Here is a 26418-nt window from a genome sequence, read left to right as displayed (position 1 = left end):
ATTAGTAGACCATATGACAGTAAGCTATAATAGTGACAATAAGTTTAAAAATGACTATAACAGTTTTGAGGTAAACAGTTTTATATGACTCGATATGAACAGCTTGCAGCGCAAATACGCCAACAAATTGAAGATAATATCTGGCAATCTGGCGACCGTTTACCTTCATTGCGGGATACGGTGAAACAATCAGGTTTAAGTTTAATGACTGTTTTACAATCGTATCAGTTATTAGAAAGCCAAGGATGGATAACTGCGCGACCACAATCAGGTTATTACGTTGCACATCGTAATACCCGTTTTGGTCAAGTAACAGCCAGCAAAGGGCTACACATGAGTGAGAATGTTGAAATAAGCACTTCTATTTTCAATGTCCTTCAAGCGTGTAAAGATCCTGAAATTATTCCTTTTGGTTCCGCTTTCCCCGATCCCAGTTTATTTATTCAGCCTAAATTAAGTAGTGCGTTGGCTTCTGCCGCAAGACATTTAGCGCCCCAAAGTTCGGTGATCAATTTACCTCCGGGAAATGAAAAGTTACGCCGTAACATTGCACAACGCTATGCATTACAAGGAATTCATGTCTCCCCAGATGAAATTGTGATTACTGCTGGTGCAATGGAATCATTAAGTTTTAGTTTGCAAGCAGTCACCGAACCGGGTGATTGGGTTGTGATTGAGTCACCTGCATTTTATGGCGCATTACAAGCTATTGAACGTTTGCGATTAAAAGCGATTGCCATTAGAACAGATCCTGTAACAGGAATTTGTTTAGATGAACTCGAAAAAGTGGTTGAGCAATACGATATTAAAGCCTGCTGGTTGATGAGCCATTGTCAAAACCCATTAGGTGGAACAATGCCCGATGAGAATAAAATAAGGCTGGTGGACATATTAGCGAAGAAACAGATAACGCTAATCGAAGACGATGTCTATGGCGAACTCTATAACAGCCAGAAAGCACCGATGCCAGTAAAAGGTTTTGATAAAACAAATAGCGTTTTACATTGTGCTTCTTTTTCCAAATGTCTTGCACCGGGATTTCGAGTGGGTTGGGTCGCAGCAGGAAAACATGCAACAAAAATACAGCAGTTGCAAATGATGAGTACAGTTTCTGCCAGTATGCCAACACAGCAAGCCATTGCCGATTATTTATCACAAGGTGGTTATGATACGCATCTTCGCCGATTAAGATTATTGTTAGAACAAAGGCGTTATCGGATGCTACAAGCGATACAAACGCATTTACCTGAAGATGTAAAAGTGAATATTCCATCAGGAGGATATTTTCTCTGGTTAGAGTTTGAATCAACATTTGATGCCAATAAACTCTATCACTTTGCATTAGAAAGAGGTGTCAGTATTGCACCGGGTTCAATGTTTTCCACCAGCTCTCAATTTAATCATGCATTTCGTTTAAACTCTTCTTTTCAATGGAATAGTCGTACTGAAAAAGGAATGGAAATTATTGGTGAGGGATGCAGAAAATTACGACGTAAATAGCTGACGTCAGCGCACATTTTTAAAAGTTAGCTATTGATTTATTGACGGTAATCTCCAATGATTAATCCTTAACCTCATTATCAGACTGATAGCCAGATATTGCAGGAGGATACAATGAAGCTACGTTGTTTTGATCAACAAGAGTTACCGTTTATATCGTGGAATAATCAAAAAGGTACAACGCAAGAAATTGTGTGTTGGCCGGTTAATAATGATTTTTCATGGCGAGCGTGTTTAACCTCCATCGAAGAGAATAGCTCATTAGGACAATTTCCTGACATTGATCGGCAAATGGTGCTATTAGAAGGTAATGGCATCAATTTAAATAGCCCCGGTTTTCTTAGTCATTCCGTTACAGACTCTTATCAGCCTTTTGATTTTTCAGGTGATATCCATGTTCAATCTGAACTTATTAAAGGCAGCGTAAAATGCTTAAATATTATGGTGCGTCGGACGTGCTGGAAAGCAGAAACGACCTTAGTAACACGGCCACTTATTTTGCCTAGTTCTCATGCAGGATTAATTTATGTCACTCAAGGTGAATGGACTTTAATGGGCGCAACTTGTCAGAGTTTATCAAAAGGACAGGGAGCGTGGTGGTTGCCTGATATTCGAGAAGGTGAAATAAGACCGTTAACCGCAAATTGCCAATTATTATGGGCAGATATTCGACCACTTAAATAGAGGCATTTTTGTGGTCAAATACTGACTAGAATAATAAATAGTGCTTAGGATTAAGGCTAATTTAAAGCCAAATTAATAGCCGCAAAAGTGAGTAATCCACCTGCAATGCCATCGTTATAGCGGCGACGTTTTTCACTTAAACCGCCTTTTAAGCCAATATAAGCAAAAAAGGTGCCTAGCAGACCATAAATAATTAAGCAAGTCGTGATAAATATCCCAGATAACAGCAATGATTGTGTTGCTACATCATTATGATTATCAATAAAGTTTGGTAAAATAGCGAGATAAACGAGTAGTCCTTTAGGATTAAGAAAACTGGTTAAAAAACCTTTACGAAATAGATGTGAGGTTTTTGAGGCATCTAGGGCTAATTGACCTTTTTTGCAGGCAGATATCAACATCTTGACTGCAAGATAACTGATATAGAACACACCAACCCATTTGAGTAAATGAAATAAAATGGGTGATGCTGATACTAAGGCGGCAAGCCCTAACGCACTCAGTAATGCATGGGTTAAATAGCCTGATATAACGCCAGTATTGGCAATCCATGCTGATTTCATACCGCCTGATAGCCCTTGGGATGAGATAAAAAGAATATCGGGCCCAGGTGTGCAGATAAGCGGTAAAACAGTCAGTGCGAATAATAATAAAGTGTTAAATTCCATCTTTTCACCTGATAGAGATAGTTTAAGAGAAATATCGTTTTTGCTGTGAAATTTAGCGGAAAGATTATATGATGTTTTCGAAAAAATCGGGTTGCTTTGTTGCTAACAAAAAGAATTAATTGGCAATAAAATTCCACAAATAGAATTAAGGTTAATCTTTGATGTCAATAAAATTAGATAAGATAGATAAACATATTTTGCAGGTGCTTCAGCGTGATGGCAAAATCCAGAACATTGAGCTGGCAAAAGAGGTTGGACTCTCACCTTCTCCTTGTCTTCGTCGTGTGCGTTTACTCGAAGAATCTGGTGTGATCACTCGTTATGTTGCTGTATTAGATGGCAGTAAGGTTGATGCAGGATTATCTTTATTTGCAAGAATTTGGTTTAGAGCGCAAGATGCTGAAACTATTGAAGAATTTGTAAAAGCTATCAAGGTATTACCTGAAGTGGTTGAATGTCATTTAATGGCTGGCGAATGTGATGCTCTTATTCGCATCGTTACTAAAGATTTAGCAACGTATCGTCGTTTTCATGCCGATTATTTAACACAAATTCCAAGCATCCAAAGTATAAAAACAGAAGTACCAATGGAAACGGTAAAAGTGAGTTTTGCTTTACCACTTTAATTTTCTAAACATTTAGGTTTAGTTAATTTTAAATCATCACACGATATTTTTAATAGAGAAAGCCTCTAGTTAATTTGAACTGTCCAATAAACTGGGGTCAGTTCAAATTTAACGGAGGCTTTTTTATTACACTCTAATTGTTTATCTGTATGTTATTTCACTGATATTATTTTGTGTATGGATGTAATAATAGAGCCAATTAATAGCTCTATTATTATATTTAATTTCTTATCTAGATTATCAATAAAGAAATTTATTTTGTTCGAGATGGATTAGATAATTTTCTTGTTACTATTTCGGCAGCTTGAGCAACAATGTCTTTACGGTATTTTGCATCTTGTTCTTGTTGTGTGAAATAAACGACTAGAATTAATGGTGCATGGTTTTCAGGCCAAATAACGGCAATATCGTTAGTTGTACCATAATCACCACTACCGGTTTTATCCCCAACAACCCAGTGTTTTGGTAAACCCGCTTTAATACTGTTATCACCCGTTGTATTACCTTTTAACCAAGTAACAAGTTGTTGACGCTGAGATTGACCTAGTGCATCGCCTAATGTCAGTGCTTGAAGACTTTTAGCCATCGCAATTGGAGAAGTAGTATCACGAGGATCACCATGAATTGCTGTATTTAATTCAGGCTCTTTACGATCAAGGCGATAAGTGACATCATTAATTGAACGTGCAAATTGAGTGACTTTGGCTGGACCGCCTAAATAATCTAATATCTTATTCATTGCTGTATTATCGCTATATTGCAATGTAGCCGCACTTAATTCAGCCAGTGTCATTCCTGTTGTTAAATGTTTTTCTGTAATAGGGCTGTAAGCAACTAAGTCAGATTTTTTAATCGTAATATTCTTATCTAATAATCCGGCTTGTTTTTCACTCGCTTTTAAAACGGCTGCAACCGCCATAACCTTACTTGTACTTGCCATCGCAAAGCGTTCTTCACCACGGTATGTTATTTGTGAGTTATCTTCGGTGTTGATTAATGCCACGCCTAAACGACCTTGGCTATATTTTTCCAGCGTATTTAATTGCTCTTCAATTGTATTATTGTTGTCAGCCCATAGCATTGGAGATGCTAATAGAGATATTAATGAAACTGCGATCGCTGCTGTTTGGCGAAATGTTGTTTTAAACATGGTCATTGTTGCTCATATTAAGTTAATAAAGAAAATCTCAATATAAATAGACAGTTATTGGGTAGATATAGAGCCGTTTATTTATAGGGTGCAATATCCTATTTAATTGATTTATTGACAATCGATAATAAATCACCTTAGCTTATAGAAAATCTAATGGTTAAGAATATTATGCGAACACATCTCCCCCTAAATGCACTGCGTGCATTTGAAGCTTCAGCAAGACATCTTAATTTCACCAAAGCGGCATTAGAGCTGTATGTCACTCAAGGTGCTGTTAGCCAACAAGTGAGAATGTTAGAAGAGCGGCTTGGCGTTATTCTTTTTAAGCGCTTACCTCGAGGTTTAGAAATGACGGATGATGCTCAAATCTTATTTTCTGTATTAACAACGGCTTTTAGTGATATTGAGCGTGTATTTAAACAATTTGAACGCGGTGAATATCGCGATGTTGTTTCGATTGCAGCTGTCGGTACATTTGCGGTGGGGTGGTTATTACCTAGGTTGACCGAATTTAGGCAGTTATATCCAAGAATAGAAGTGAATTTAAGAACAAATAATAATGTGGTTAATTTGGCTACTGAAGGATTAGATTTTGCTATTCGATTTGGTGAAGGTTTATGGCCATTAACTCATAACAAAGCATTATTTTCTGCACCATTAACGGTATTGTGTTCATCGGGTACGGCGAAACGTTTACAACATCCAACTGATCTAATAAATGAAAACTTGTATCGCTCTTATCGAGAAGATGAGTGGTTACAATGGTTTGAAAAAGCAAATATGTCGCCTATAAAAATAACGGGCTCTATTTTTGACTCTTCACGCTTAATGATTGAAAGTGCTATTTATGAAGGAGGAGTTGCATTAGCACCAGCAAAAATGTTTTCAAGAGAAATTGAAAATGGTCAGTTAGTGCAACCCTTTAAAATAGAAGTTGAAATGGGAAAATATTGGCTAACATACTTAAAATCAAAGCCAATGACAGCATCAATGGAAATATTTCAGCAATGGTTAATGAGTGAAGCGCTAAAAGAATGCAGTGAGTGATATAAAAATAAATAGCACTGATTAATTTCAATGCTATTTGTTATTTTTACTCGAAGTATATTTTTTCAATTACAAAGAAAAATGCTCTTTTACTATTTCTCTGCCTATTTCAATAGACGCAGTTGCCGCAGGTGACGGAGCATTACAAACATGCAGTGAACGTTTACCTTTTACAAAATGGAAATCATCTACTAATTTCCCTTTACGAGTTAATGCTTGGGCTCGAACACCAGCAGGACCCGGATGAATATCTGCTTCACGTAAATCAGGAATGAGTTTTTGTGCATTCGCAGTAAATAATTTACGGGAATATGAACGACGAAGCTCTGCCATTCCTTCACCTAAATAATTTCCAGCAATTTTCCAAAATCCTTTATAAGTGAGAACTTCGGCGAGATCTTTTAAGTTAATGTCGCTTTTTTTATAACCTTCACGCTTAAAAGCTAATACCGCATTAGGCCCAACATCGCGGTGTCCGTTATACATACGTGTAAAATGCACACCTAAGAAAGGAAAATCAGGATTAGGAACAGGGTAGATCAGATGGTTTACTAAGTAGTTTTTATTAGCATTAAGCATAAAATATTCACCACGGAATGGGACTATTTTCATGCCTGTGTCATAACCTGCCATTTTAGCAATACGATCACTAAATAAACCGGCGCAATTAATTAACCATTTACCTGTAAATTGGTTATTGGAAGTTGTAACAGTGACAGTATCATCGGTTTCATTAATTGTTGTAACCGCTTGTCCAAATGCAAATTCACCACCACGAGATTGAATAATTTCAACGTGTTTTGCCGCAATTTCAGGGTAATTCACAATGCCTGCATCAGGAACTAATAAGGCAGCAATACCATTAACATAAGGCTCTCTGACTTTAAGCTCGGCTTCAGTCATTTTGATAACTTCAAGTCCGTTTTCAATACCACGTTGATAGATATTTTCTAATGCTTGTAACTCTTTTTCATTGGTGGCAACAATGACTTTGCCACAACGGTCATAATAGAGATTATGTTGTTGGCAAAATGCATACGTTGTGATGTTGCCTTGTTTTGCCAGCCTCGCTTTAAGGCTCCCTGGTGTGTAATAAATACCTGAATGAACAACATTACTGTTATGCCCACTTTGGTGAACAGCAGGGCCAGATTCTTTATCAATCACTAGTAATTTCAGCTCAGGTTGACTCTCTTGTAGTGCACTTGCAACCCCTAATCCGACTAATCCCGCACCAATAATAATCACGTCATAAGTCATAATATTATCCATTTTATAAATTTTAAATTAACAGGGTTCTTGTTGTAAGCGCTTTAATTTGCCACGCACATTGGTTAAATGAAGACGCATTCTATGGCTTGTCTCATCGTGATCTTGTTGACGTATTGACTCAAGAATTGCCTCATGTTCTGCAATTACTCGTTCAATTTCAGTATCTCGTCCTTTGTTTTGACTTAACGAATACATTAATACACCAAGGTAGAGTTCATGTAAGTTATCTAAGATCCGGACAAAAAAGGGATTATGTGAGGCAACCATAATCGAACGATGAAATTGATAATCTTCTTTATGACCAATGCTTTTGTTTTGCCTTGTTGCCAAAACAAAAGCGTCGTGGGCGTTTTCGATAGCGCGTAATTCTTCTGGTGTTCGACGTAAAGCGGCAATAGCTGCCGCTTCATGTTCAATGACCTCACGCATTTCAAGCAGCGAATCTATCTCTTCAGGACAAGCAATTTCCATAACTAATGGCTCATATTTACTGAGTATAGAATGGTCAATGACACGGCGACCGCCCCCTTGGCGTGAAGTTACTATGCCACTGGCTTCTAAGACACCTAATGCTTCTCTGATGGGGACTCGACTGACGCCAAAGGCGTCAGCAAGTACATTTTCAGAAGGTAACTTTTCACCAACAGGGTATGTCCCGTTACTAATATTTTGCTTTATCTGCTCAAGAATTTGATGCGACGCTTTTTGGCGTGAGATCTTTTGTATCATCTAGTTTTCTCCAGATGCATGCTCCATATTGGCTAATTGTTTTTTAGACCGTAATAAATGGAATGCACCAGTCAATAGGATCAAGGCGACACCTAAAAGGTCGGTATATAAGCCCGGTTTAATCATTAGAATTGCTGCTGCTGCAAATGCAATACGCTCAAACCACGTTGTTTTAATCATCCAGAAGTTTGCTGTTGCGATACTTAGTGCATAAATTCCGATTAATGCACTAATAATCATTAATCCAATAGAAAGTACACCTAAATTATCACCTTGCATCAATAAAGCAGGGTTATAGACTAAAATAAACGGAATGATAAAACCAGGAAGTGCTAAGCGAACCGCATCCCATGATGTTTGCATTGGATCAGCTCTTGCAATACTGGCTGCGGTATAACTTGCCAATGCTACAGGCGGTGTAATATTAGATAGAGCACCAAACCAGAAAACAAAGAAGTGAGCTGCTAAAGGCATTACACCCGCTTTAATTAAGATAGGTGACACTGTAACGGCTACGACAATATATAATGCCGTTGAAGGTAAACCCATACTTAATACAATACACACCAGCATAACAACTAATAAGATCATCCATAATGTGTTATCTGTCATTGAGACAATATTAAATGCTAATGTCGCACCAATACCTGTCATTGTAACGACACAGATAATGACACCTATGGCAGCACAAGCGACAGTCACTTGAACCGATCCACGAGCAGCTTCAGCTAAGGCATCGGCCACTTTAGTTAATGTCATACGGACTGATTTATCAGGTGTAATCCAGCTTGCAACAATAATAGTTAGAATACCTAAGAAACCTGCATAAATAGGTGTTTTACCCACTAATAAGGTGCCAATAACAATAACTAAAGGCAGTAATAATAAACCACGCGCTTTTAATACCGCTTTAACTTGTGGGATATTCTCTTTACTTAAACCTTTTAATCCTTGTTTTTTAGCTTCGATATCAATCGCCATAATTAATGCTGCGTAATACAACAACGCTGGAATAATCGCGGCAATAACAATCGTGGTATAAGAAATGCCCAAAAAGCCCGCCATAATAAATGCAGCAGCACCCATAATAGGTGGCATTATCATACCGCCCGTTGATGCAGTTGCTTCTACGGCACCCGCAAAGCGAGGTGTTAATCCAATGCTTTTCATCAAAGGAATGGTAAAAGTACCGGTTGTTGCTACGTTGGCGACAGCACTTCCACTTAATGAACCCGTTAATGCAGACGAAATAACAGCAACTTGAGCAGGACCACCACGGCGACGACCCGCAAGAGCAAGTGCTAAGTCATTAAATAGCGCTGTTGCACCACTCACACTTAAGAACGAGCCAAAAAGAATAAAGACAACAATTGCTGTTGAGGCTGTTGAAAGTGTGATCCCAAAAATACCTTCACTGGTCATAAATAAACGGTATAACAATCTTTCTACAGAGAATCCTGCATGACCGAAAATACCCATAAAATACTGACCAAATAAAGCGTAGATAATGGCAAAAGTGGCAAGCCCTGGAATGAAATAGCCAGTGGTTCTTCTTGCTGCTTCAAACAGTACAATAATTCCTAATATGGCCATGACATAATCGGTGGTATTTGGAATACTTTTTCTCACAACGTGAAGATCAACATAATTAAAGAAAAAGTAGCCATAACTGATTAATGTTAAAGCAATAAAAAGATAATCCCATCCATTAAATTTAGGCGTTGAAAAACGCTTAGAGAATGGAAACAAAATAAAACCTAAAATTAAAATACCGCTAAGAAAAATAGTATTACGATAAAACTCTTGAGTATTTGATAATGCGTTGGAATAAATAGCATAAAGCGAAATTAATATTGCAAGAGTCGTAGTAATTTTCAGGTAAATACCTGCAAGTTGGCGATTGCCGGAGCTTGCTTCTTTATCTAATGCAGGTGGCTCTACCGGAGTTAGGTGGTCATTGTTAGTCATAACTCACTCCTGTTATTTATTATTAGTCTGCGTTTGAGCTTCTGGTGGAATAAGATAATCAGGGATCTCTAATCCGATTTCTTTGTAGTAGCGGTAAGCCCCTAAATGTAATGGTACAGAAACGCCTTTTAATGCATTTTCTGTGGTGATGTATTTGGCTGCGCTATGAACTTGGTGAACCTCAGGCAGGTTCTCAAACATAGTTTTTGTCAGCTCATAAACTAAATCATTATCAATACTGGTTGTGGTCATTAAGATATTAGGTTGAGCAATAGTATTGACCATTTCAGTTTGACGAGGGTAGGTGTTGGCGGGTATTTCAAATCGAAACCATGAATTTGCCACATGATTGATATCATCAAGTTGCTTATCGGTGACTTCGAGTAATTTTGCACTGACACCACTTGCGTACATATCCGTTACCGCTGAAGCAGGCACGCCAGCAGGTAATGCGCCACCATCAAGGCGACCATCTCGCATGGCAGAAACCGTATCTCCATACCCAAGATATTCTGGAGTGATGTCTTTTTTAGTTAAATTAACGCCTTTAAGAATAATAATTGTAGATTGTTCAGTACCGCTGGCTTGAGGGCCAACTGAAAAACTTGTTGCACGAATATCGTCTAATGTGCCTGTTTTCACTTTGTTATTCATCAATACAAAGTGTTCGACATTCGGCCATAACATAGAAATTGAGCGTAGATTTTTTTCTGGTTTACCTTCAAAGTTACGCACACCTTCGTAGGCTTCTACGGCTAAAAGGCTTTGTAATATTGAAAGTTGAGCTTCATTCTTCTGCATTAAATAGATATTTTCTATTGAGCCAGCAGAAGATTGTCCGGTTACTTGAACGCCTCTATCCTTAAGATGCGTACTCCATACGTTTGCTAAACCCACTCCCATCGGATAATACGTTCCTCCTGTTGAAGCGGTTGCTACAGAGAGAAATTGTTTATTCGCATTCTCTTTTTTGCCGATTACTGCTAATGAGACAACAGCAATAACAGCAACAATACCGATGGCAAGCTTTGTTTTTCTTATTCTCATGATGTTGTTCCTGTACATAAAAACGCAGGTGAATGTTTCACACTAACTTGTATACAACATGACAACTTTTATAGAAACAAGGAACGTTAAGAAATTGTGAAGTGACTTAATGAAATCAAAACAAGAAAATAACAATTTGTGATCAACATAGTAATTATGCAATTTTTAATCATAATTATGGTGATAGTCATAAAACACAAAAGAAAATATCAATAACTTGCTAGAGAAACGATAAAACAAGCTAAAAAATAACCTATTTATCGATAATAAAAAATAAAATGAAAAAAACAGAGGATCAGAAAATCGTTAAATAATCCGATGATGAAGGGGGAAAATAGATTATTTTTAGTGTTAAAAAAACAAGTAAAGCTTAGTCGTAATTAAAACGCTTATAAGGCAATGGAAAGCACGCCTGTTGCAATCAGTACAAACATAGCTGACCAAATTAATGCAGAAATAGCACTGGTAATATAAATGCCGTATGTGGGTAGTTTTAATAGACCGGCACTAAACGGTGTTAAATAACGAAATACAGCGAGGAATCGAGAGATAAATAAAATATAGTGCGTCTTATTTTTTAATAACTGCTGAACTCGATTAATTTTTGATTGATAACGCTTAACCCATGCTTTAAGTCGAGGAAATCGATAGATAGAGCGGCCTAATTCATAGCTAATAATCGAGCCTAATAGAGCGCCACAACTGGTTGCTAGCCAAAGAAAAATAGGAGAATAAAGAGGCAAACAGGCACCAAAAATAAAGATCAACATTAAAGATGCAGGAGGTAAGAATGAAGAAATACCAATAGTCGATTTTCCAGCTGTGATTAATGTAATGGAGAGAAAAAGCGTAATGGGAGATAAATGACTCAAAGAGTCTAATAGAGTGTGAATAATTTCCATTTTATTATCTCCAGCAACAAAATAAACAACAACAAACGCGAATAATAGAGAGATAAGCCTTAAGATTATTATGGGTTAATTTTATGATTTTTATTCATTTCAACTAACATTTTAGCCCATTCAATGGGGGAGTTTTTAGTTGGTAATTTTAGTTTTTGGCTTAATGAGTATAGCGTAGGTGCAGGTATATCTGAAAGGGATTGCAGTGTTGAGCTCATTAATACCTTTTCAGGTGCGCCATCAGCAATTAATTTACCTGAAGATAAATGGATAACTCGCTGAAAATGGCGTGCAGTAAAGTCCAGATCATGGCTAATAGCAAGAACAGATGTCCCTAATGTTTTTTGTACTTGAAGCCAATTCTCAAAACAAGCCAGCCAATGTGCATCAAAATCGCGAGTAGGTTCATCAAGCAGTAATATTTGAGGGGATAGAATACTTAAACTGGCGACGGCAACCATTCTGCGTTGACCTGCATGTAAATCTAAAGGATGAACATCAGCGACATCACTTAAACCACAAAGCATTAATGTTTCATCTAAACGTTTTTTAATCTCATCTTTAGAAAACTTGCGTTGTTTCAGACCAAAAGTGACCTCTTTTTCTACTGTATTATGAAATATTTGTCGTTCAGGCTCTTGAAATAATACACCAATATATTGAGCGCGTTGTTCAGCTTTCATTTGAGATAATGACTGATTATTGAGTTTTATCTCACCTTCATTGGGTGTTAATAACCCCGCAATTAAACGTAATAAGGTTGATTTACCCGCGCCATTATCACCAACGAGCGTTATCCACTCACCTTGATTTAACGTTAAAGATAATTGAGAAATACAGGATGGAACATCTTCACTCCAACGATAAGACACTTTATCCAGCTGTAGCATAAAACTCCTTAAAAGCCTTAAGCAAAGCTTTATCGTTATTTACAATATTTTTGTTCCAATAATGGTTTTCAACTAACCAATTTAAAGCTTGCCATGAATCAGGGGCATTAATTGTTGAAAATAAGAAAGGAAATATATCTTCTAAGACGCCTGTTGCTTTTGCTTTTCCTGCTTCTAACAATAAAAATTGTTCACTAAGCGTTATTGCAGGTAATAAGCTACGTTCAAAAATAATCACACTACATTTATGTTCTTTTGAATATTGTTTTATACGTTGTTGTAATTGTTGTGTTGCATTAGGGGTTAAACGACTGAATGCTTCATCAAGTAATAATAATTTTGGGTGCATGGCAAGGGCACTTGCAATCACAACTCGCTGAGCTTCTCCACCTGAAAGTGTAGAAGGGTGACGAAAACGTAAACTGTCGCATTGTGTTAATCCCATTGCTTCTTTTACACGAAATCGCACTTCATTATCGCTTAACCCTAAATTTTCAGGACCAAAAGCAATCTCTTGTTCTACAGTAAAAGCACAGCCTGAGAGCTGTAGTTGGGGGGATTGTTGAACGAGTTGTCTTCCGGGGGCTAGCGACACTAATCGGCTTTTATCTAGAGCAATATTTTGTACAATTCCCAAGCCTTGTACTGAACCTGTTAATAAATCGGGATACCAACCTGCTAGTAATTGGGCAAGAAGACTTTTTCCACTGCCATTTCCTCCCAAAACAACAAGCCACTCTCCTTGTTTTAATTGCAAATCAATAGGGCCGATAATCGGTTGCTCATCGCCTTTAGGGGTAAAACTAAATTGCTGAAGACTTAGTACCATAGCCAAATAGCCCCTTCAACAAAGATAAGCAGTAAAATCAAATGGCGTAACATCTCTTGTAGTGGTGTATCGGCAGGAGGAGAAAGCGTAGTTCGTTTTGCAATAATACGAAACCCTCGCATATCTAATGCTGCACTACGAATAGTTAGGTCACTTAATACATGGCTAATAAGTGGTAAGATAATGGCAGGCAATGTTATTAGACGTTGCCAAAATGAACCATCAAGAGGAACACCTCGCGCTAATTGTGCTTCTCTTATATTGTGTAATTGTTGGCGTAATTGTTCTACAAGCAGCAAAGGGCCGGCTAATAAATAGGAAAGGCTCATAGGTAGACGGCTAGCAAATAAGGCTCTAATAAATTGTTCGGTTGAAGTGTACTGTAACCACAATTGAGCACCGCTTATTATTGCTAATAATCTTAGCCATAGCGTTATTGCCATAGTTTGTTTACTGGTATCTAAAATGCCACCTGTTAACCAATACGCAAGCCAACCGCTATGAACTAACCATAAGCCTATTGCCATTGGGATCATCAACCATGCAATAAAGCGCCAACGCCAGCGAGAGGCATTCCACAGTAATAAGCTAATAAAAGTACCACTGCTGATAATCAGCAGTGGTAAGCTTAATGATAAAAAAAGCACACTAGCACTTAGCCAAAGCCATAATGCCAATGAGGTAAAGGGATGCATTATTAGCGAACCTTAGCCATTGCAGGAAAATTACGTTGTGTTCTTTGTGGTAATTGACGTACTAATAACCAAGCAATAATTGCTGATAATATTTTATCGGCAAGATTTGCACCTAATACAGTAATTGCAACAGATTCAATAAGCCCTTCACCAACAGCATGAAAATAAGCGACAAAGAAATCTGCGCCACTTCCAGTTGCACCACCAAATAAATAAGTACGAATTGGAACAGCGACAATCATCAACGCTAAAGTAATGACAACGCCTGAGCCAATAACGCGAATTAAAGAACGAAAACCACCCGCACGTGCTAATAAACCTGCACTTAATCCTATCATCATCGCAACGGGTGCAAATGCGGCAGCCATTGGACCACTAATTAATCCCCATAATAGATTGGTTAATAATCCAGTAAATAATGCAACCCACGGACCCCCTAATAATGCACAGATAAGTGTACCAATAGAGTCTAAAAAGATAGGAAGTTTGACCATTGAGGTGATTTGACCACCGATCATATTTATTGCAATAGAAACAACAATGAGCACAAGAGTACGGCTCGAAATTTGAGGAGTTGTAGACATAGTTTAAAAACCTTTACAAAGGATAGTTACTATTGGTTTTATTATTTTGCGTCAATAACGCTTTTGATAAAAAGGCTATTTACGCGGTGCGATGACCAACTCCTCATAACCAGAGTGCTCACAAGGCTGACGGCTAAAAGTCACTTGCTCTAACTCACCAATAACGAGCTCTAGCGTCGTGCGCACTGTACAGCCTGGCATCATATGTCCACCACACATTAATCCATTTTCATCTGAAACCGCTAAATGCAAATGTTCACCTTGGTCATCTAACGTTCCAATAAGTGAAACAATTTCAAATTTACCTGTAAGATAGCGATTTTCTTCGCGACCTGCAAAACGTAATACCACATCTGTTAAACTCCCCACACAACCTGCAATAAATGCCGATTTTAGGTTATTTTGCTGAATAAATTGGCGCAATACCGCAATCACATCTTCACCGGGTAATAATCTAACAGCAAAAAAATGCGTAGTAGAGGAGAGTGATTGAGGTTGAGACATGATAGTTATCCTAATGATTTATTGTACTATATTAGTAGGTTAGCGTTATTTTAGATGTTAAAGGTAGCAAACCCGATAAGATAAAGCTTAGTTTTAGCTTACATTTATAAAATAATTGCAACGTATTATTAATAGAAAAGTCGCAAGAGGGAATAGAGAATAGTGTTTTGGTGGCAAATAAAGTTTTTATAGCAAAATATTCGCTTATAAGAAGATATAGAGAAGAAAATAAGATTAATTTGGAATATTTATCCTTAATATTTTAACTGTTTTTTTAGTAGGTACAGAAGCTAACTAACTAGATTGTTTAATAATCAATGAGAGAGGGGTATATGAATATTATCTGGATTTTTATCATTTTTAATCGATTAAATATTGGTGTTAATTATGAGTAATATGTATTTATATCTTAAAGCGCATGTAATGAGAAGCACTGCAGCCGCTGTTGATTTAGCAAATCGCAATCCTTCCTTAAGTAATATACATTTTGCAGAAAAAATATTAAGAATAAATTCAACAAATGCACAATTAAAATTAGAAAAATGCTCTGATAATAAATTTTTTCAGCAAGAAAAATTAATTAAGTATAAGTTATTATCTGATAAAATAAATGTAATTAGAAATGATTTTACAGATAAGAGTGAACTTATTAATAGTAATGTTGAAAATAGCGAATTAATAAGATTAACTGGAACATCTAGGCCATTTAAGCGTCCATATGATTTTAGTAATGAAAATTTAATTAGTGTTGATCTAAAAAATAAAGATCTAAGAAAGGCTAATTTTAGTTCTTCGTATAATATTGATAAGAGATGGGGATATAAAGGTGTTGATTTTTCAGGATCTAATCTTAAAGGTGTTGATTTAACGCAAGCAAATCTAGAAGGCTCAATATTTATAAATAGTGATTTGACAGGCGCTAAAGTTTATTTAAACAATGCTAATTATTCAAATGCAAAACTCGATAATGCAGAAATAAGTCTTAATCCTAAATTTCATTTGTTTGATTCGAAATTAATGAGTCAGTCTTTAGATGAAAACTTAAGTAGGCATACAATTTTTGATACCATTAATTCTATAGATGATAAGTACTATAAAATAAAAATATCTCTTATGAGACAAGTAATAGATAAATTAAATAAAAACATAGGAATTGCAAATAATTTATTTCTTGTGGACTTAGTAATAGACAATATTTCATCTAAAGAATATTATCTTAATAATAAAGAAATCTATGCTTTTACCAAGCGTTTGTTAGAAATTAAATTCAAACATCTCTGTAATAATACCAGATTATTTCAAAATGAATTAGTTAAAAATCATTTGCCACTTTGTTTAGATGTGATTACTGAACTTCATAATAATAGGAAGCCAGATGAGTTTAATATATATTATTATGATGAATTTATGATAAAGAATAATAATGAATTTATTGAGTTAATGGCATTGTCTCTTTATCATGATAATAAAAATATCAAAGAAAAAGCCAGAGTATTATATGAAAAGTATCTTAATTTGGGTGACGTTAGACCTTTTGTTCAAAAAGAAGATTTTGGTAATGGATATCATGAAGTAGATTGGAGTGAAAAAGATTATAATAACTACATTATTTTTAGTAAGAATAATCATACTTATGGTGATGAGAATAAGACTATTATAATTAGTCATGAAAATTTAACGAATATGTTATTTCCGCATGATACAGAGCATGATATAAGATGGAATAATTTCTTTCTCTATATTAATAATAAAAACCAAGCTATTGAGAAAATTAACTATTATAATTTATTTAATAGTGATTTCGATATATTTAAAAATAGTTATAATGAAAGTATTCATAAAGGTATGTGTCTTAAAATATTACCAACATTAAAATTAGATAATTTCTACAATCAATTTTATTCTGCTTTTATAGGCAACGCTATTACGTCTAAACAAAAATTAGTTAGTATTGAGAATCAACAAAAATTAGTTGACATATTTGAAAAGTTCTTGGTTTTTTCAAATGACAATATTAAACATGCCTCATTAAAAGAAGAGCATTATCAAGAGATTTGTCAAAACTTAGATATTGAGTTACTAAATAATGAAGAAAAATCAAAATATTTATTAAGTCTTGCAACGCTATTTGTTAAATACTCATCTAGTGCTGTATTTGGCACAGAATACGAATCACCTCAAATATTAAGAATGTACGCTTATGCGTTGCTGAGTAAAGCAAATGAATTAAATGCGGATTTAATGAATGATTATTTTAGTGATTGGGAAAATAGATTGTTAGGACAAGATAATGCATTTACATGTACTGATATTCTTTTTTCAATAATGAACTCTTATGCGGAAAAAAACTTTAATAAAATTTATAATGCTATTATGCCTATACATTGGAAATAATTTACTTAGAAATAAAGTTAATTCTTGTTTAGTCAAAAACACATTGTAGGAGAGGGGGGGAATTAAATTAATGTATTATTTGATTGATTTCTAAGTAAAAAATGACGTAAAGATATTGTTTCAGATTTCACTTTGCTCCAACATATCAAGGCGCCAGTATTTTGTTACATCATCCTAATCTTTTATTTGCAACCATTATTTTGTGATAATTTTAAATGTATTCGCAGAGCCTTCTTTCTCAAAACTCTATGAAGTATATTTGTTTAAAAGTGATGTGAAAAATGCTTATTATTACGGTTTATTATTGAATGTAGATGTCAATAATATTGCTATGTTCTATTCTTTATCAGAGAGTAAGTGTAAAAATATTGAAGTTCGTGTGGCTGAATATTTAAATCAAAATAAGCAGTAGCATTATATTAGAACGCCCTCAATAGTATTTAATATTATTGAGGGCTTTTATCTAATTAGTTTAGAACACACTAAATAATCAAATTGTAATCAATATGTTCCATTAATTTAGCGTTATCTCGATAATCAACAGGAATAGCCAGAACCGCAGGGCCATCAACAGTCATTGCTTCATGTAAAATAGTACGTAATTGAGATGCACATTCAACCGAAAATCCTTTAGCGCCAAAAGATTCGGCATAACGTTTAAAATCAATTGCTCCAAATTTTACGCCAGAATAACGACCATATTTTTCTTGCTCTTGCATTTCGACCATATTATAAGCGTTGTCCACCCAGATAATATGCAAGATATTGGTATTTAAACGAACTGCGGTTTCTAACTCCATAGACGATTGCATAAAGCCACCATCACCAGAAACAGAAATAATTTTATCGGATGGTCGAACAAAAGAAGCGCCAATTCCCCAAGGTAATGCAACACCCATTGTCTGTTGCCCATTAGAAATTAGCATTTGTCTTGCCCTAAAACTATAAAGATAACGAGCGAGCCATATATGAAAACTCCCCATATCAATACAGAGTGTTACATCGTTATCAATAATATTTTGCATCTCATGGATGATGGTTAAAGGGTGAATAGGAGAACCATGCCGAAAATAACTATTTTGTTGCAGAATTTCTCTTTGGTGACGAATTTTCTCTAAAATCTGACGAGTATTATTTGAGAGTGTAATTTGAGATGTAGATTGTTTTGCAAAATAGTGAGTCAAATTATCAATTGTCAATTTGATATTGCCTGTTAATTCTAAATCAGGGCAGTAAGCTAAATCAATTTCAGCGGGGATCTCGTCTATATGAATAATATTGGCATTATTGTGATTCCATAATGACGGCTCATATTCGATAGGGCTATAACCTAGAGTGATTACTAAATCAGCGTGAGATAATAACTCATCACCCGGTTGATTATTAAATAAACCAATACGACCAGCAAATAAAGGAAAATGGCGTTGAGCAATCGCACCAGCTGATTGATAAGTGCCTACAATCGGAAGAGGGCAAATATCAAGTAGCTTTTGTAATGCTAATGCATTTTCAGGGTAACTAGCTTGTAGTCCTAATAAAATAACGGGGCTTTTGGCATTCAGCAGTAATTTAACGGCTTCTTGAATGGCATCATTATTTGCACTACCAATATTGGATTTTGATTTAGGTACTAATATTGGGCTACTCACTTCATTATTTAAAATATCCATTGGAAAAGTTAAAAAAGCGGAGCCCGGTCTTCCTGATTCTGCATGGCGAAAGGCATTAGCCATAGTTTCGGAAATTGATTTTGAAGAATCAATTTCAGCACAAAATTTAGTAATAGGATTAAACATGGTAACGGTATCCATGCTTTGATGAACCAGTTTTAATCTATCAGAGGATTTTACTGATCCTCCCAACGCAACTAATGGATCACCTTCAGATGTTGCTGTTGCAATGCCCGTTGCAAGATTAGAGCATCCTGGACCCGACGTTGCGATAGCCACTCCTGCTTTGCCTGTTAAACGACCAACTGCGGCAGCCATAAATGCGGCGTTAGCTTCATGACGAACAACCACTGTTTCAATGCTAGAATCAACAAGAGAATCAAATACACGATCAATTTTTGCACCCGGAATACCAAATACTTGTTTAATGCCATGTTGTTCTAATTGTTTGACAACTAAATCTGCACCACATTTCCAATGAGGAGTATTCATATAACCTTCTTTGATTTTGCAAGTGAATAAAAAATTGGATTGAGAATAAAATGACGTGATTTTTAAATTAATTTTCGGCTTGTTCTATTGCTTGATGGAGGTTGTCTGGCATTAAATTAGCTTGTAGAAAAGCTGACTGGCTGGGTAAATCAATAGTAAGGCGAGAAATGATCCCGACTTGTAATATGCCCTTTTTTAAGTAGTAATCAAGAACGTGCCCACCACCTTGGCGTTGTTGATTAATATAATGCTCATGAAATCCCGCAACATTTATGCCTTGAGTAAATTGTGGGGATCGAAAACCTGCAATAATCCCTGTTTCATTGTGAAAGGTGAAAATAGGCTGATTTTCGATAGCTTCTAACATTGGGCGGTAGGGAGGCTCTTGACGAGGAACGGTGCGTGTTTTAACTAATTCAAATTCACCTTCAATCTTGATTGCACAAAACAAATTATCGGAGGGAACATACTGATTAATTATATTGTGTATTTCTTTTTGTGATGCACCATAAGAAAAGTGATGTTCAATATCACAATTAAAAAATGTCATTACAGCAAAAGGAGACTTTTGAGAGTTTAATGCCTTTCGCGCACTACCATCAGAGCGTAGCTGAAAAACATTACTGTCGAATGCAACTAATTCACCATCAAGTTGATTGAATGTGCCTAAACCAAAATCACCATGCTTTAATAAATCAGCAATAGTAACCTCACTGTCATATACACCCGCAATTAAACTACTCATTAATGAATTTTGATAAATAGTACATTCGGGATGATTATTAATATAATTATTTAAGTTGTTTATTATTTCTTGCCCACATTGGCAACCACTCTCTTTATTCTGTTTAATATCGCTATTATCTCGCACGTTATATTTAAGACTACTATTCATAATAAAATCGATCCTTATTGAATAAAGATAGTCATTAATTGACCATCAAATTTATTATCAATCCAATACATAAGATTTTCAAATGTTTTAATTGTTATTGAATAATGAGTGATAGTTGTGTATTTGAAAATTAAATATAGATTACTGTTTTATATTGATTTAATTCATTCGATTTATTGATTAAAAAATCAGTTTAATAAAGTATATTTTTATTGATAAGCTGTTTTTATTGGATGTGTGGTGATGGTGATAACTAGGTGAGTGTGAAAAGCATACACTTTACAACGAATTAGTTATGGATTACTGTGAATTAATCTATTTAGGGAAGAAAATGGAAGAAATATTCTTGATGATAATATCTAAATTTGAAATGGATTTTTAATTAGGAAAAGTAAATGAAGTGCATATAAAAAACCCACGAATGACCGTGGGTTTAGCGATTATATTTAATATAAGTAATTATTAAACATTAAATAAGAAGTTCATTACATCGCCATCTTGAACGATATATTCTTTACCTTCCGCACGCATTTTTCCTGCTTCTTTAGCGCCTTGTTCACCACCGTAAGTGATAAAATCGTTATAAGCGATAGTTTGAGCACGGATAAAGCCTTTCTCAAAGTCAGTGTGGATTTTACCTGCCGCTTGTGGCGCTGTTGCACCTACAGGGATTGTCCATGCACGTACTTCTTTAACGCCAGCAGTGAAGTAAGTTTGTAAGTTCAGTAGGGCATAACCAGCGCGAATTACACGGTTTAAGCCAGGCTCTTCAATACCTAAATCTTGCATAAACTCTTCACGCTCTGCATCTTCTAACTCAGCAATATCTGCTTCGATAGCGGCACAAACAGGAACAACTACAGAGCCTTCTGCTTCTGCAATTTTGCGAACAGTTTCAAGATATGGGTTATTTTCAAAACCATCTTCATTAACGTTTGCAATATACATTGTTGGTTTTAACGTTAAGAAGCTTAAATAACGAATAGTTGCTTTTTCTTCTTCAGTTAAATCTAAAGCGCGTAACATGCCTGCGTTTTCTAAATGCGGTAAGCATTTTTCTAACACTTCCATTTCTGCTTTAGCAATTTTATCGCCACCTTTTGCTTTTTTCTGATTACGGTGCATTGCTCGTTCACAGGTATCTAAGTCAGAAAGGGCTAATTCAGTATTGATGGTTTCGATATCTTCAGCAGGATCAACTTTACCTGCAACGTGAATGATATTGTCATTTTCAAAACAACGAACCACATGACCAATCGCTTCAGTTTCACGAATATTTGTTAGGAATTGGTTACCTAAACCTTCACCTTTAGATGCACCTTTTACTAAACCTGCGATATCAACAAATTCCATTGTTGTTGGTAAAATACGCTGTGGTTTAACAATTTCAGCTAGTTTATCTAAGCGAGGATCAGGCATTGGAACAACACCTGTGTTTGGCTCGATAGTACAGAATGGGAAGTTGGCTGCCTCAATACCTGCCTTAGTTAAGGCATTAAACAGTGTAGATTTCCCTACGTTAGGCAGACCGACGATACCACATTTAAATCCCATAAACGTTCACCTTGTCACATAAAAACAACAGGAGGGAGTATTCCTGTTGTGTGCTGTTAAAAAAATTTGGCGCTATTATAGAGCAAATCCCCGTTTGATTAAATCATCAGGGATTAATCGCACAAAATAAGAGGGGAGCTTTACCCTCTGAATATTAAAATTACTTAATTTATCAATATAATGATTACGCTTTAAAGCTATGTAAGCGGTTTATTGCTTTCTCATAACCATCACGCATTAAAATGTCTGTGCATGAAAGTGCTTCATCAATAGCGTCATCAATCAATTTTTGTTCACTCATTGGTGGTTTACCTAATACAAAACCAACAACTTTATTTTTATCACCAGGGTGACCAATACCAATGCGTAAACGATAGAAGTTTGGATTATTAGCAAACTTACTTTGAATATCTTTTAAACCGTTATGACCGCCATTGCCACCACCTAACTTCATTTTGACAACACCGGGCGGTAAATCGAGTTCATCATGTGCAACTAGAATTTCATTAAGCTCGATACGATAGAAATTCGCCATTGCCTGTACCGCTTTACCACTTAAATTCATAAAAGTTGTTGGTACTAATAATCGAACATCATTACCGTTCAAATTAATGCGAGCGGTATAACCAAAGAATTTACTCTCTTCTTTTAGAGATTGTTGATGACGTTGAGCCAATAAATCAACATACCAAGCACCCGCATTATGGCGAGTCTGGGCATAATCTGCACCGGGGTTTGCTAACCCGACGATAAGTTTAATTTTACTCACAATAGCCTTTCACTGTTATCGTCTTAAAAGAAAGGGCATAGTTTACCTGTCTAAGCTCAGAAGCACAAAATAGATTACATAGAATGTTTTTTGGGAATGATGTGTAGAGGAAATATCACCTTTTTGATTTAACAAAAAGAGCGAAAATGACAAAATCGGCGTTATTTTCTTCTTTTGAAAGACAAAAACACATTTTTTGTTAAGAATTATCAATAAATTTCGGAGCGATGTGATCTCTTCGACAATAACTTCTTAGTATTTATGGCTATAATAACTGCAAAGAACAAAAGGTTATTCGATGTATTTTGTTGTTGAATCGTCTGACGACGCGCTTGGAGGTGCAACATGAAATATAAACATGCATTTGCAGTTGGTAATTTATGTATGGCTACGGGGATGATTGTTATGCTCGGTAGTCTTGGTTATACGCTTCTTACTCATATTTTCCCATTAGGACTTCCTGAGTTTTTATCAGATATCTCTTTAATGGGGATCTTTATTGGTGCTTTGGTGTGGTTAGCAGGCGCCCGCATTGGTGGTAGAGAAACAATCGCAGAAAGATATTGGTGGTTACGTAACCATGATGAGCGTTATCGTCGTCATGACAATCACCGTTATCCATAATGTTGTTATCACAAATAAATATCAGATTAGATAACAATAATAATGAAGTTAATAACTGATATTAAGTGAATAATAGTTGTCATTATGCGTTGTAATACACACCTATAGACCCGTTTAATAATAACGGGTTTTTTGTTGCCTAAAATTCTTACTCTAGAAAATAGCAACAAAAAACCCGCTATAACAAACGCTATAGCGGGTTTAGTTATCTCAAATTGCAATGAATGTTATAACAAATTAATGTTCAAACATCGCAGAGATTGACTCTTCATTGCTAATACGGCGAATTGCTTCAGCCAGCATGCCAGAAAGGGTCAATGAGCGGACTTTATTTAATGCTTTGATTTCTGCTGATAACGGAATTGTATCGCAGACAACCACTTCATCAATAACAGAGCTTTTGATGTTCTCAACAGCATTACCAGAGAAGATTGGGTGAGTCGCGTAAGCAAATACACGTTTAGCACCACGTTCTTTCAGCGCTTCAGCTGCTTTACACAATGTACCGCCTGTGTCGATCATATCGTCAACAAGGATACAGTCGCGGTTAGCAACATCACCAATAATATGCATAACTTGAGAAACGTTAGCACGAGGGCGACGTTTATCAATGATAGCCATATCAGTGTCATTCAGAAGCTTAGCAATAGCACGAGCACGAACAACACCGCCAATATCTGGAGAAACAACAATAGGGTTGTCCAAATCTTTTTGAAGCATATCTTCTAAAAGAATCGGGCTGCCGAAGACATTGTCAACCGGTACATCAAAGAACCCTTGGATTTGTTCTGCGTGTAAGTCACAGGTTAAAACGCGGTCTACGCCTACACTAGATAAGAAATCCGCAACAACTTTTGCCGTAATAGGAACACGGGCTGAACGAACACGGCGATCCTGACGGGCATAACCGAAGTAAGGAATAACAGCAGTGATACGACCAGCGGAAGCTCGACGTAATGCGTCAACCATGACCACTAATTCCATTAAGTTATCATTAGTAGGTGCACAGGTTGATTGAATGATAAATACATCACCACCACGTACGTTTTCGTTGATTTGCACACTGACTTCACCGTCGCTAAAACGACCTACAGCCGCGTCTCCTAGGCTAGTGTAGAGTCGGTTGGCAACACGTTGAGCCAGTTCCGGGGTTGCGTTACCAGCAAAAAGCTTCATATCGGGCACGAGAAAAACCTCAGGCTTGCGTCCAGAGAGAGATATTGTTGACCAGTAAAGAACGTGTTTATGAACATAAGGTTTGTAAACATCATCCTACGGGTGCAATAACACAGGTATCCTTGAGCGGAATAAATGCAGAGGAGAAATGTTGACGCCTTGCGCTACAAATCCATGCACCCACTCAGGGGCGTTAACTAACACTTCACTAGCGGCAACTTGTGAGTCGAACTCGCCGAACACACAGGCACCTGTCCCAGTTAAGCGTGACGGTGCATATTCTAACAGCCACGAAAGCAGATATTCAACCTCACGAAAACGTTTTCTTGCGATCATTTCACAGTCATTCTCGAACGGAGCCTTTAATAATGCGCCAAGAGAGCGAATAGGAGAATTACGTTTTAATTCTGGATCTGTGAAGATTGTCGGTGTTGGAATGGAAATTCCGGGGTGTGCGACCAAATACCATTGCTCTTTTGGCTCTGCTGGGGTCAAAATTTCACCAACGCCTTCGGCGAACGCTGCATGACCTTTTACAAAAACAGGAACGTCTGCGCCTAAACCAACGCCTAATTTGGCTAAAGTTTCGTCACTCAATCCGGCTTGCCAATGATAATTAAGTGCAATTAATGTTGTTGCTGCGTTAGATGAACCTCCACCTAAACCACCTCCCATAGGCAGTTTTTTATCAATACTGATATCTGCACCGTGATACTTCAAAGGAACATTATGTTGCTGGCAATAATCACGAAGTAATTTAGCGGCTTTAATAATTAAATTATCTTTATCTTCTACGCCATCAATTGGCGTTAAGATAGTTAACTGGGTATCATCACGAGGTGTAATGGTTAGTGTGTCGCCATAATCTAAAAACTGAAATAACGTTTGTAAATTATGATAACCATCGGGGCGTTTTCCCGTGATGTAGAGAAAAAGATTTAGTTTGGCAGGAGAAGGCCAACTTAGTGTCATTGCTGTATATCCCAGTTATCCATTTTTAATTTGATAGTGCGTTCACCTTGTTTTAACTCAAGGCGTTGTGGCAGGTTAGGTGTGGTACTTGAATCATAAGCTTGGTAAGTCACAATCCAATCACCTTCAGGTGCAGGTAATGTGACAGATTTTAATAAGTGATTAGCATCTAATTCGAAATCAGTTGCGTCACCCGGTAAACCAACAAGCCAAGCACGTAGATTTTTGAGTGGAATAAGCATACCTGTGAGTTGGTAAATCATCTCAGCAGGATTATCGCTATAATATTTTTTACCATTATTATCGGTAACTTCAATCACACCAGGCATGACATTTAAATCGAGTTCTGTTGTGCCTAAAGGATTGGTAAGCAATAAGCGATAACGCTCATCAGCTCTGTCTTGCCAATAGAATCGGGCATAGGTTTTGTTTGTATCTTCGATATAAGCAAAAGCGCCTCGGGTTTCATATTGTGAAATTTTCTTTAATGCTTGTTGGCGAGCTTGCCATTGCACATCGTTATCAGATGCCGAGCCTTGAGTCTTTATCTGATTTAGATTACAGGCACTCAGCAACAACGCCGTTAGCGGGATAAGGCGCAGGAGTTGTTTGGTTGAAAAAAAGCGTGAACGCATAGCTGAGACATTCCTTTAATTCGTTATTAGTTGAAAAAAAGAGTATCATAAACCTTATGATATAACGATATTTCGTTAAATTGTGTATAGAAATCTCCTATCACTCAAGTAAGCTCTTTTATTGAATCTGTTCATCAAG

General features: G+C 36.5%; 25 protein-coding genes. 6 read left to right on the top strand and 19 right to left on the bottom strand.

What is annotated here, in order from left to right; genetic code table 11:
- Window positions 1-84: 84 nt before the first annotated feature.
- Complete coding sequence (locus tag D7029_RS10240; protein WP_088495411.1) at window positions 85-1500, top strand: PLP-dependent aminotransferase family protein; 1416 nt, start codon at window positions 85-87, stop codon at window positions 1498-1500.
- Between the two features lie 114 nt (window positions 1501-1614).
- Window positions 1615-2184, top strand: a complete 570-nt coding sequence (locus D7029_RS10235; protein ID WP_088495412.1) for a HutD family protein — start codon at window positions 1615-1617, stop codon at window positions 2182-2184.
- A gap of 56 nt (window positions 2185-2240) precedes the next feature.
- On the opposite strand, the gene D7029_RS10230 is transcribed toward D7029_RS10235, so the two are convergent.
- Complete coding sequence (locus D7029_RS10230; RefSeq protein WP_165123369.1) at window positions 2241-2852, bottom strand: LysE family translocator; 612 nt, start codon at window positions 2850-2852, stop codon at window positions 2241-2243.
- 161 nt (window positions 2853-3013) lie between these two features.
- Between D7029_RS10230 and D7029_RS10225 the strand changes: the two genes are divergently transcribed.
- Entirely contained in the window at window positions 3014-3478 is a 465-nt protein-coding gene (locus tag D7029_RS10225) for an Lrp/AsnC family transcriptional regulator (protein ID WP_023582027.1), read from the top strand.
- A 253-nt stretch (window positions 3479-3731) separates the two neighbouring features.
- On the opposite strand, the gene bla is transcribed toward D7029_RS10225, so the two are convergent.
- Window positions 3732-4628, bottom strand: coding sequence for a class A beta-lactamase (gene bla, locus D7029_RS10220; RefSeq protein ID WP_194952620.1), 897 nt, complete (start codon window positions 4626-4628; stop codon window positions 3732-3734).
- Window positions 4629-4799: 171 nt separating this feature from the next.
- Here bla and D7029_RS10215 point away from each other — a divergent pair, with 171 nt between their 5' ends.
- Window positions 4800-5678 carry a LysR substrate-binding domain-containing protein gene (locus D7029_RS10215; RefSeq protein WP_201161580.1) on the top strand — a complete coding sequence of 293 codons (879 nt, stop codon included), beginning with the start codon at window positions 4800-4802 and terminating at the stop codon, window positions 5676-5678.
- A 69-nt stretch (window positions 5679-5747) separates the two neighbouring features.
- Here the strand turns inward: D7029_RS10215 and lhgO are convergent, their stop codons facing one another.
- The 10 genes from lhgO to D7029_RS10165 form a co-directional block, all read right to left on the bottom strand.
- A complete protein-coding gene (gene lhgO, locus D7029_RS10210; RefSeq protein ID WP_194950605.1) occupies window positions 5748-6950 on the bottom strand; it encodes an L-2-hydroxyglutarate oxidase in 1203 nt (400 codons plus the stop codon).
- 15 nt (window positions 6951-6965) lie between these two features.
- The gene (locus D7029_RS10205) at window positions 6966-7679 is read right to left on the bottom strand and encodes a FadR/GntR family transcriptional regulator (RefSeq protein WP_194950604.1); all 714 of its coding nucleotides are present in this window, start codon (window positions 7677-7679) and stop codon (window positions 6966-6968) included.
- A complete protein-coding gene (locus D7029_RS10200) occupies window positions 7680-9647 on the bottom strand; it encodes a TRAP transporter permease (RefSeq protein WP_109372193.1) in 1968 nt (655 codons plus the stop codon).
- A 12-nt stretch (window positions 9648-9659) separates the two neighbouring features.
- Window positions 9660-10694, bottom strand: coding sequence for a TAXI family TRAP transporter solute-binding subunit (locus D7029_RS10195; RefSeq protein WP_088495417.1), 1035 nt, complete (start codon window positions 10692-10694; stop codon window positions 9660-9662).
- 389 nt (window positions 10695-11083) lie between these two features.
- Entirely contained in the window at window positions 11084-11596 is a 513-nt protein-coding gene (locus tag D7029_RS10190; RefSeq protein WP_194950603.1) for a DedA family protein, read from the bottom strand.
- Window positions 11597-11664: 68 nt separating this feature from the next.
- On the bottom strand, window positions 11665-12486 hold the full coding sequence (locus D7029_RS10185; RefSeq protein WP_194950602.1) for an energy-coupling factor ABC transporter ATP-binding protein: 822 nt from the start codon (window positions 12484-12486) through the stop codon (window positions 11665-11667).
- Window positions 12470-13315 (bottom strand): energy-coupling factor ABC transporter ATP-binding protein, encoded by an 846-nt coding sequence (locus D7029_RS10180; RefSeq protein ID WP_194950601.1) that lies wholly within the window; start codon window positions 13313-13315, stop codon window positions 12470-12472. Before D7029_RS10180 ends, D7029_RS10185 begins: the two co-directional genes overlap by 17 nt.
- A complete protein-coding gene (locus tag D7029_RS10175) occupies window positions 13306-14010 on the bottom strand; it encodes an energy-coupling factor transporter transmembrane component T (RefSeq protein WP_194950600.1) in 705 nt (234 codons plus the stop codon). The genes D7029_RS10180 and D7029_RS10175 overlap by 10 nt, the downstream gene beginning before the upstream one ends.
- 2 nt (window positions 14011-14012) lie before the next feature.
- Complete coding sequence (locus tag D7029_RS10170; protein ID WP_098942621.1) at window positions 14013-14594, bottom strand: ECF transporter S component; 582 nt, start codon at window positions 14592-14594, stop codon at window positions 14013-14015.
- A 75-nt stretch (window positions 14595-14669) separates the two neighbouring features.
- Complete coding sequence (locus D7029_RS10165) at window positions 14670-15101, bottom strand: PPC domain-containing DNA-binding protein (protein ID WP_228766783.1); 432 nt, start codon at window positions 15099-15101, stop codon at window positions 14670-14672.
- A 384-nt stretch (window positions 15102-15485) separates the two neighbouring features.
- On the opposite strand from D7029_RS10165, the gene D7029_RS10160 reads away from it, so the two are divergent.
- Window positions 15486-17492, top strand: coding sequence for a pentapeptide repeat-containing protein (locus tag D7029_RS10160; RefSeq protein WP_194950598.1), 2007 nt, complete (start codon window positions 15486-15488; stop codon window positions 17490-17492).
- Between the two features lie 482 nt (window positions 17493-17974).
- On the opposite strand, the gene alsS is transcribed toward D7029_RS10160, so the two are convergent.
- The 4 genes from alsS to pth all read right to left on the bottom strand — a co-directional run bounded on the left by alsS (window position 17975) and on the right by pth (window position 22872).
- A complete protein-coding gene (gene alsS, locus D7029_RS10155) occupies window positions 17975-19654 on the bottom strand; it encodes an acetolactate synthase AlsS (RefSeq protein ID WP_194950597.1) in 1680 nt (559 codons plus the stop codon).
- A gap of 67 nt (window positions 19655-19721) precedes the next feature.
- Window positions 19722-20549 carry an acetolactate decarboxylase gene (gene budA, locus D7029_RS10150; protein WP_194950596.1) on the bottom strand — a complete coding sequence of 276 codons (828 nt, stop codon included), beginning with the start codon at window positions 20547-20549 and terminating at the stop codon, window positions 19722-19724.
- Between the two features lie 462 nt (window positions 20550-21011).
- On the bottom strand, window positions 21012-22103 hold the full coding sequence (gene ychF / locus D7029_RS10145; protein ID WP_023582042.1) for a redox-regulated ATPase YchF: 1092 nt from the start codon (window positions 22101-22103) through the stop codon (window positions 21012-21014).
- A gap of 184 nt (window positions 22104-22287) precedes the next feature.
- Entirely contained in the window at window positions 22288-22872 is a 585-nt protein-coding gene (gene pth / locus D7029_RS10140; RefSeq protein ID WP_194950595.1) for an aminoacyl-tRNA hydrolase, read from the bottom strand.
- Between the two features lie 345 nt (window positions 22873-23217).
- Here pth and ychH point away from each other — a divergent pair, with 345 nt between their 5' ends.
- Entirely contained in the window at window positions 23218-23496 is a 279-nt protein-coding gene (gene ychH, locus D7029_RS10135) for a stress-induced protein YchH (RefSeq protein ID WP_088495425.1), read from the top strand.
- Window positions 23497-23733: 237 nt separating this feature from the next.
- Here ychH and prs read toward each other — a convergent pair whose 3' ends face one another.
- The 3 genes from prs to lolB all read right to left on the bottom strand — a co-directional run bounded on the left by prs (window position 23734) and on the right by lolB (window position 26279).
- Window positions 23734-24681 carry a ribose-phosphate diphosphokinase gene (gene prs, locus D7029_RS10130; protein WP_036912921.1) on the bottom strand — a complete coding sequence of 316 codons (948 nt, stop codon included), beginning with the start codon at window positions 24679-24681 and terminating at the stop codon, window positions 23734-23736.
- A gap of 87 nt (window positions 24682-24768) precedes the next feature.
- Entirely contained in the window at window positions 24769-25644 is an 876-nt protein-coding gene (gene ispE, locus D7029_RS10125) for a 4-(cytidine 5'-diphospho)-2-C-methyl-D-erythritol kinase (protein WP_194950594.1), read from the bottom strand.
- Entirely contained in the window at window positions 25641-26279 is a 639-nt protein-coding gene (gene lolB / locus D7029_RS10120; RefSeq protein ID WP_088495427.1) for a lipoprotein insertase outer membrane protein LolB, read from the bottom strand. The genes ispE and lolB overlap by 4 nt, the downstream gene beginning before the upstream one ends.
- Window positions 26280-26418: the final 139 nt, after the last annotated feature.

This window comes from Proteus vulgaris (assembly GCF_016647575.1).
Taxonomy (GTDB): domain Bacteria; phylum Pseudomonadota; class Gammaproteobacteria; order Enterobacterales; family Enterobacteriaceae; genus Proteus; species Proteus mirabilis_B.
The sequence above is the reverse complement of the archived record's forward strand: the minus strand, read 5'-3'. Positions and strand labels throughout refer to the sequence as shown.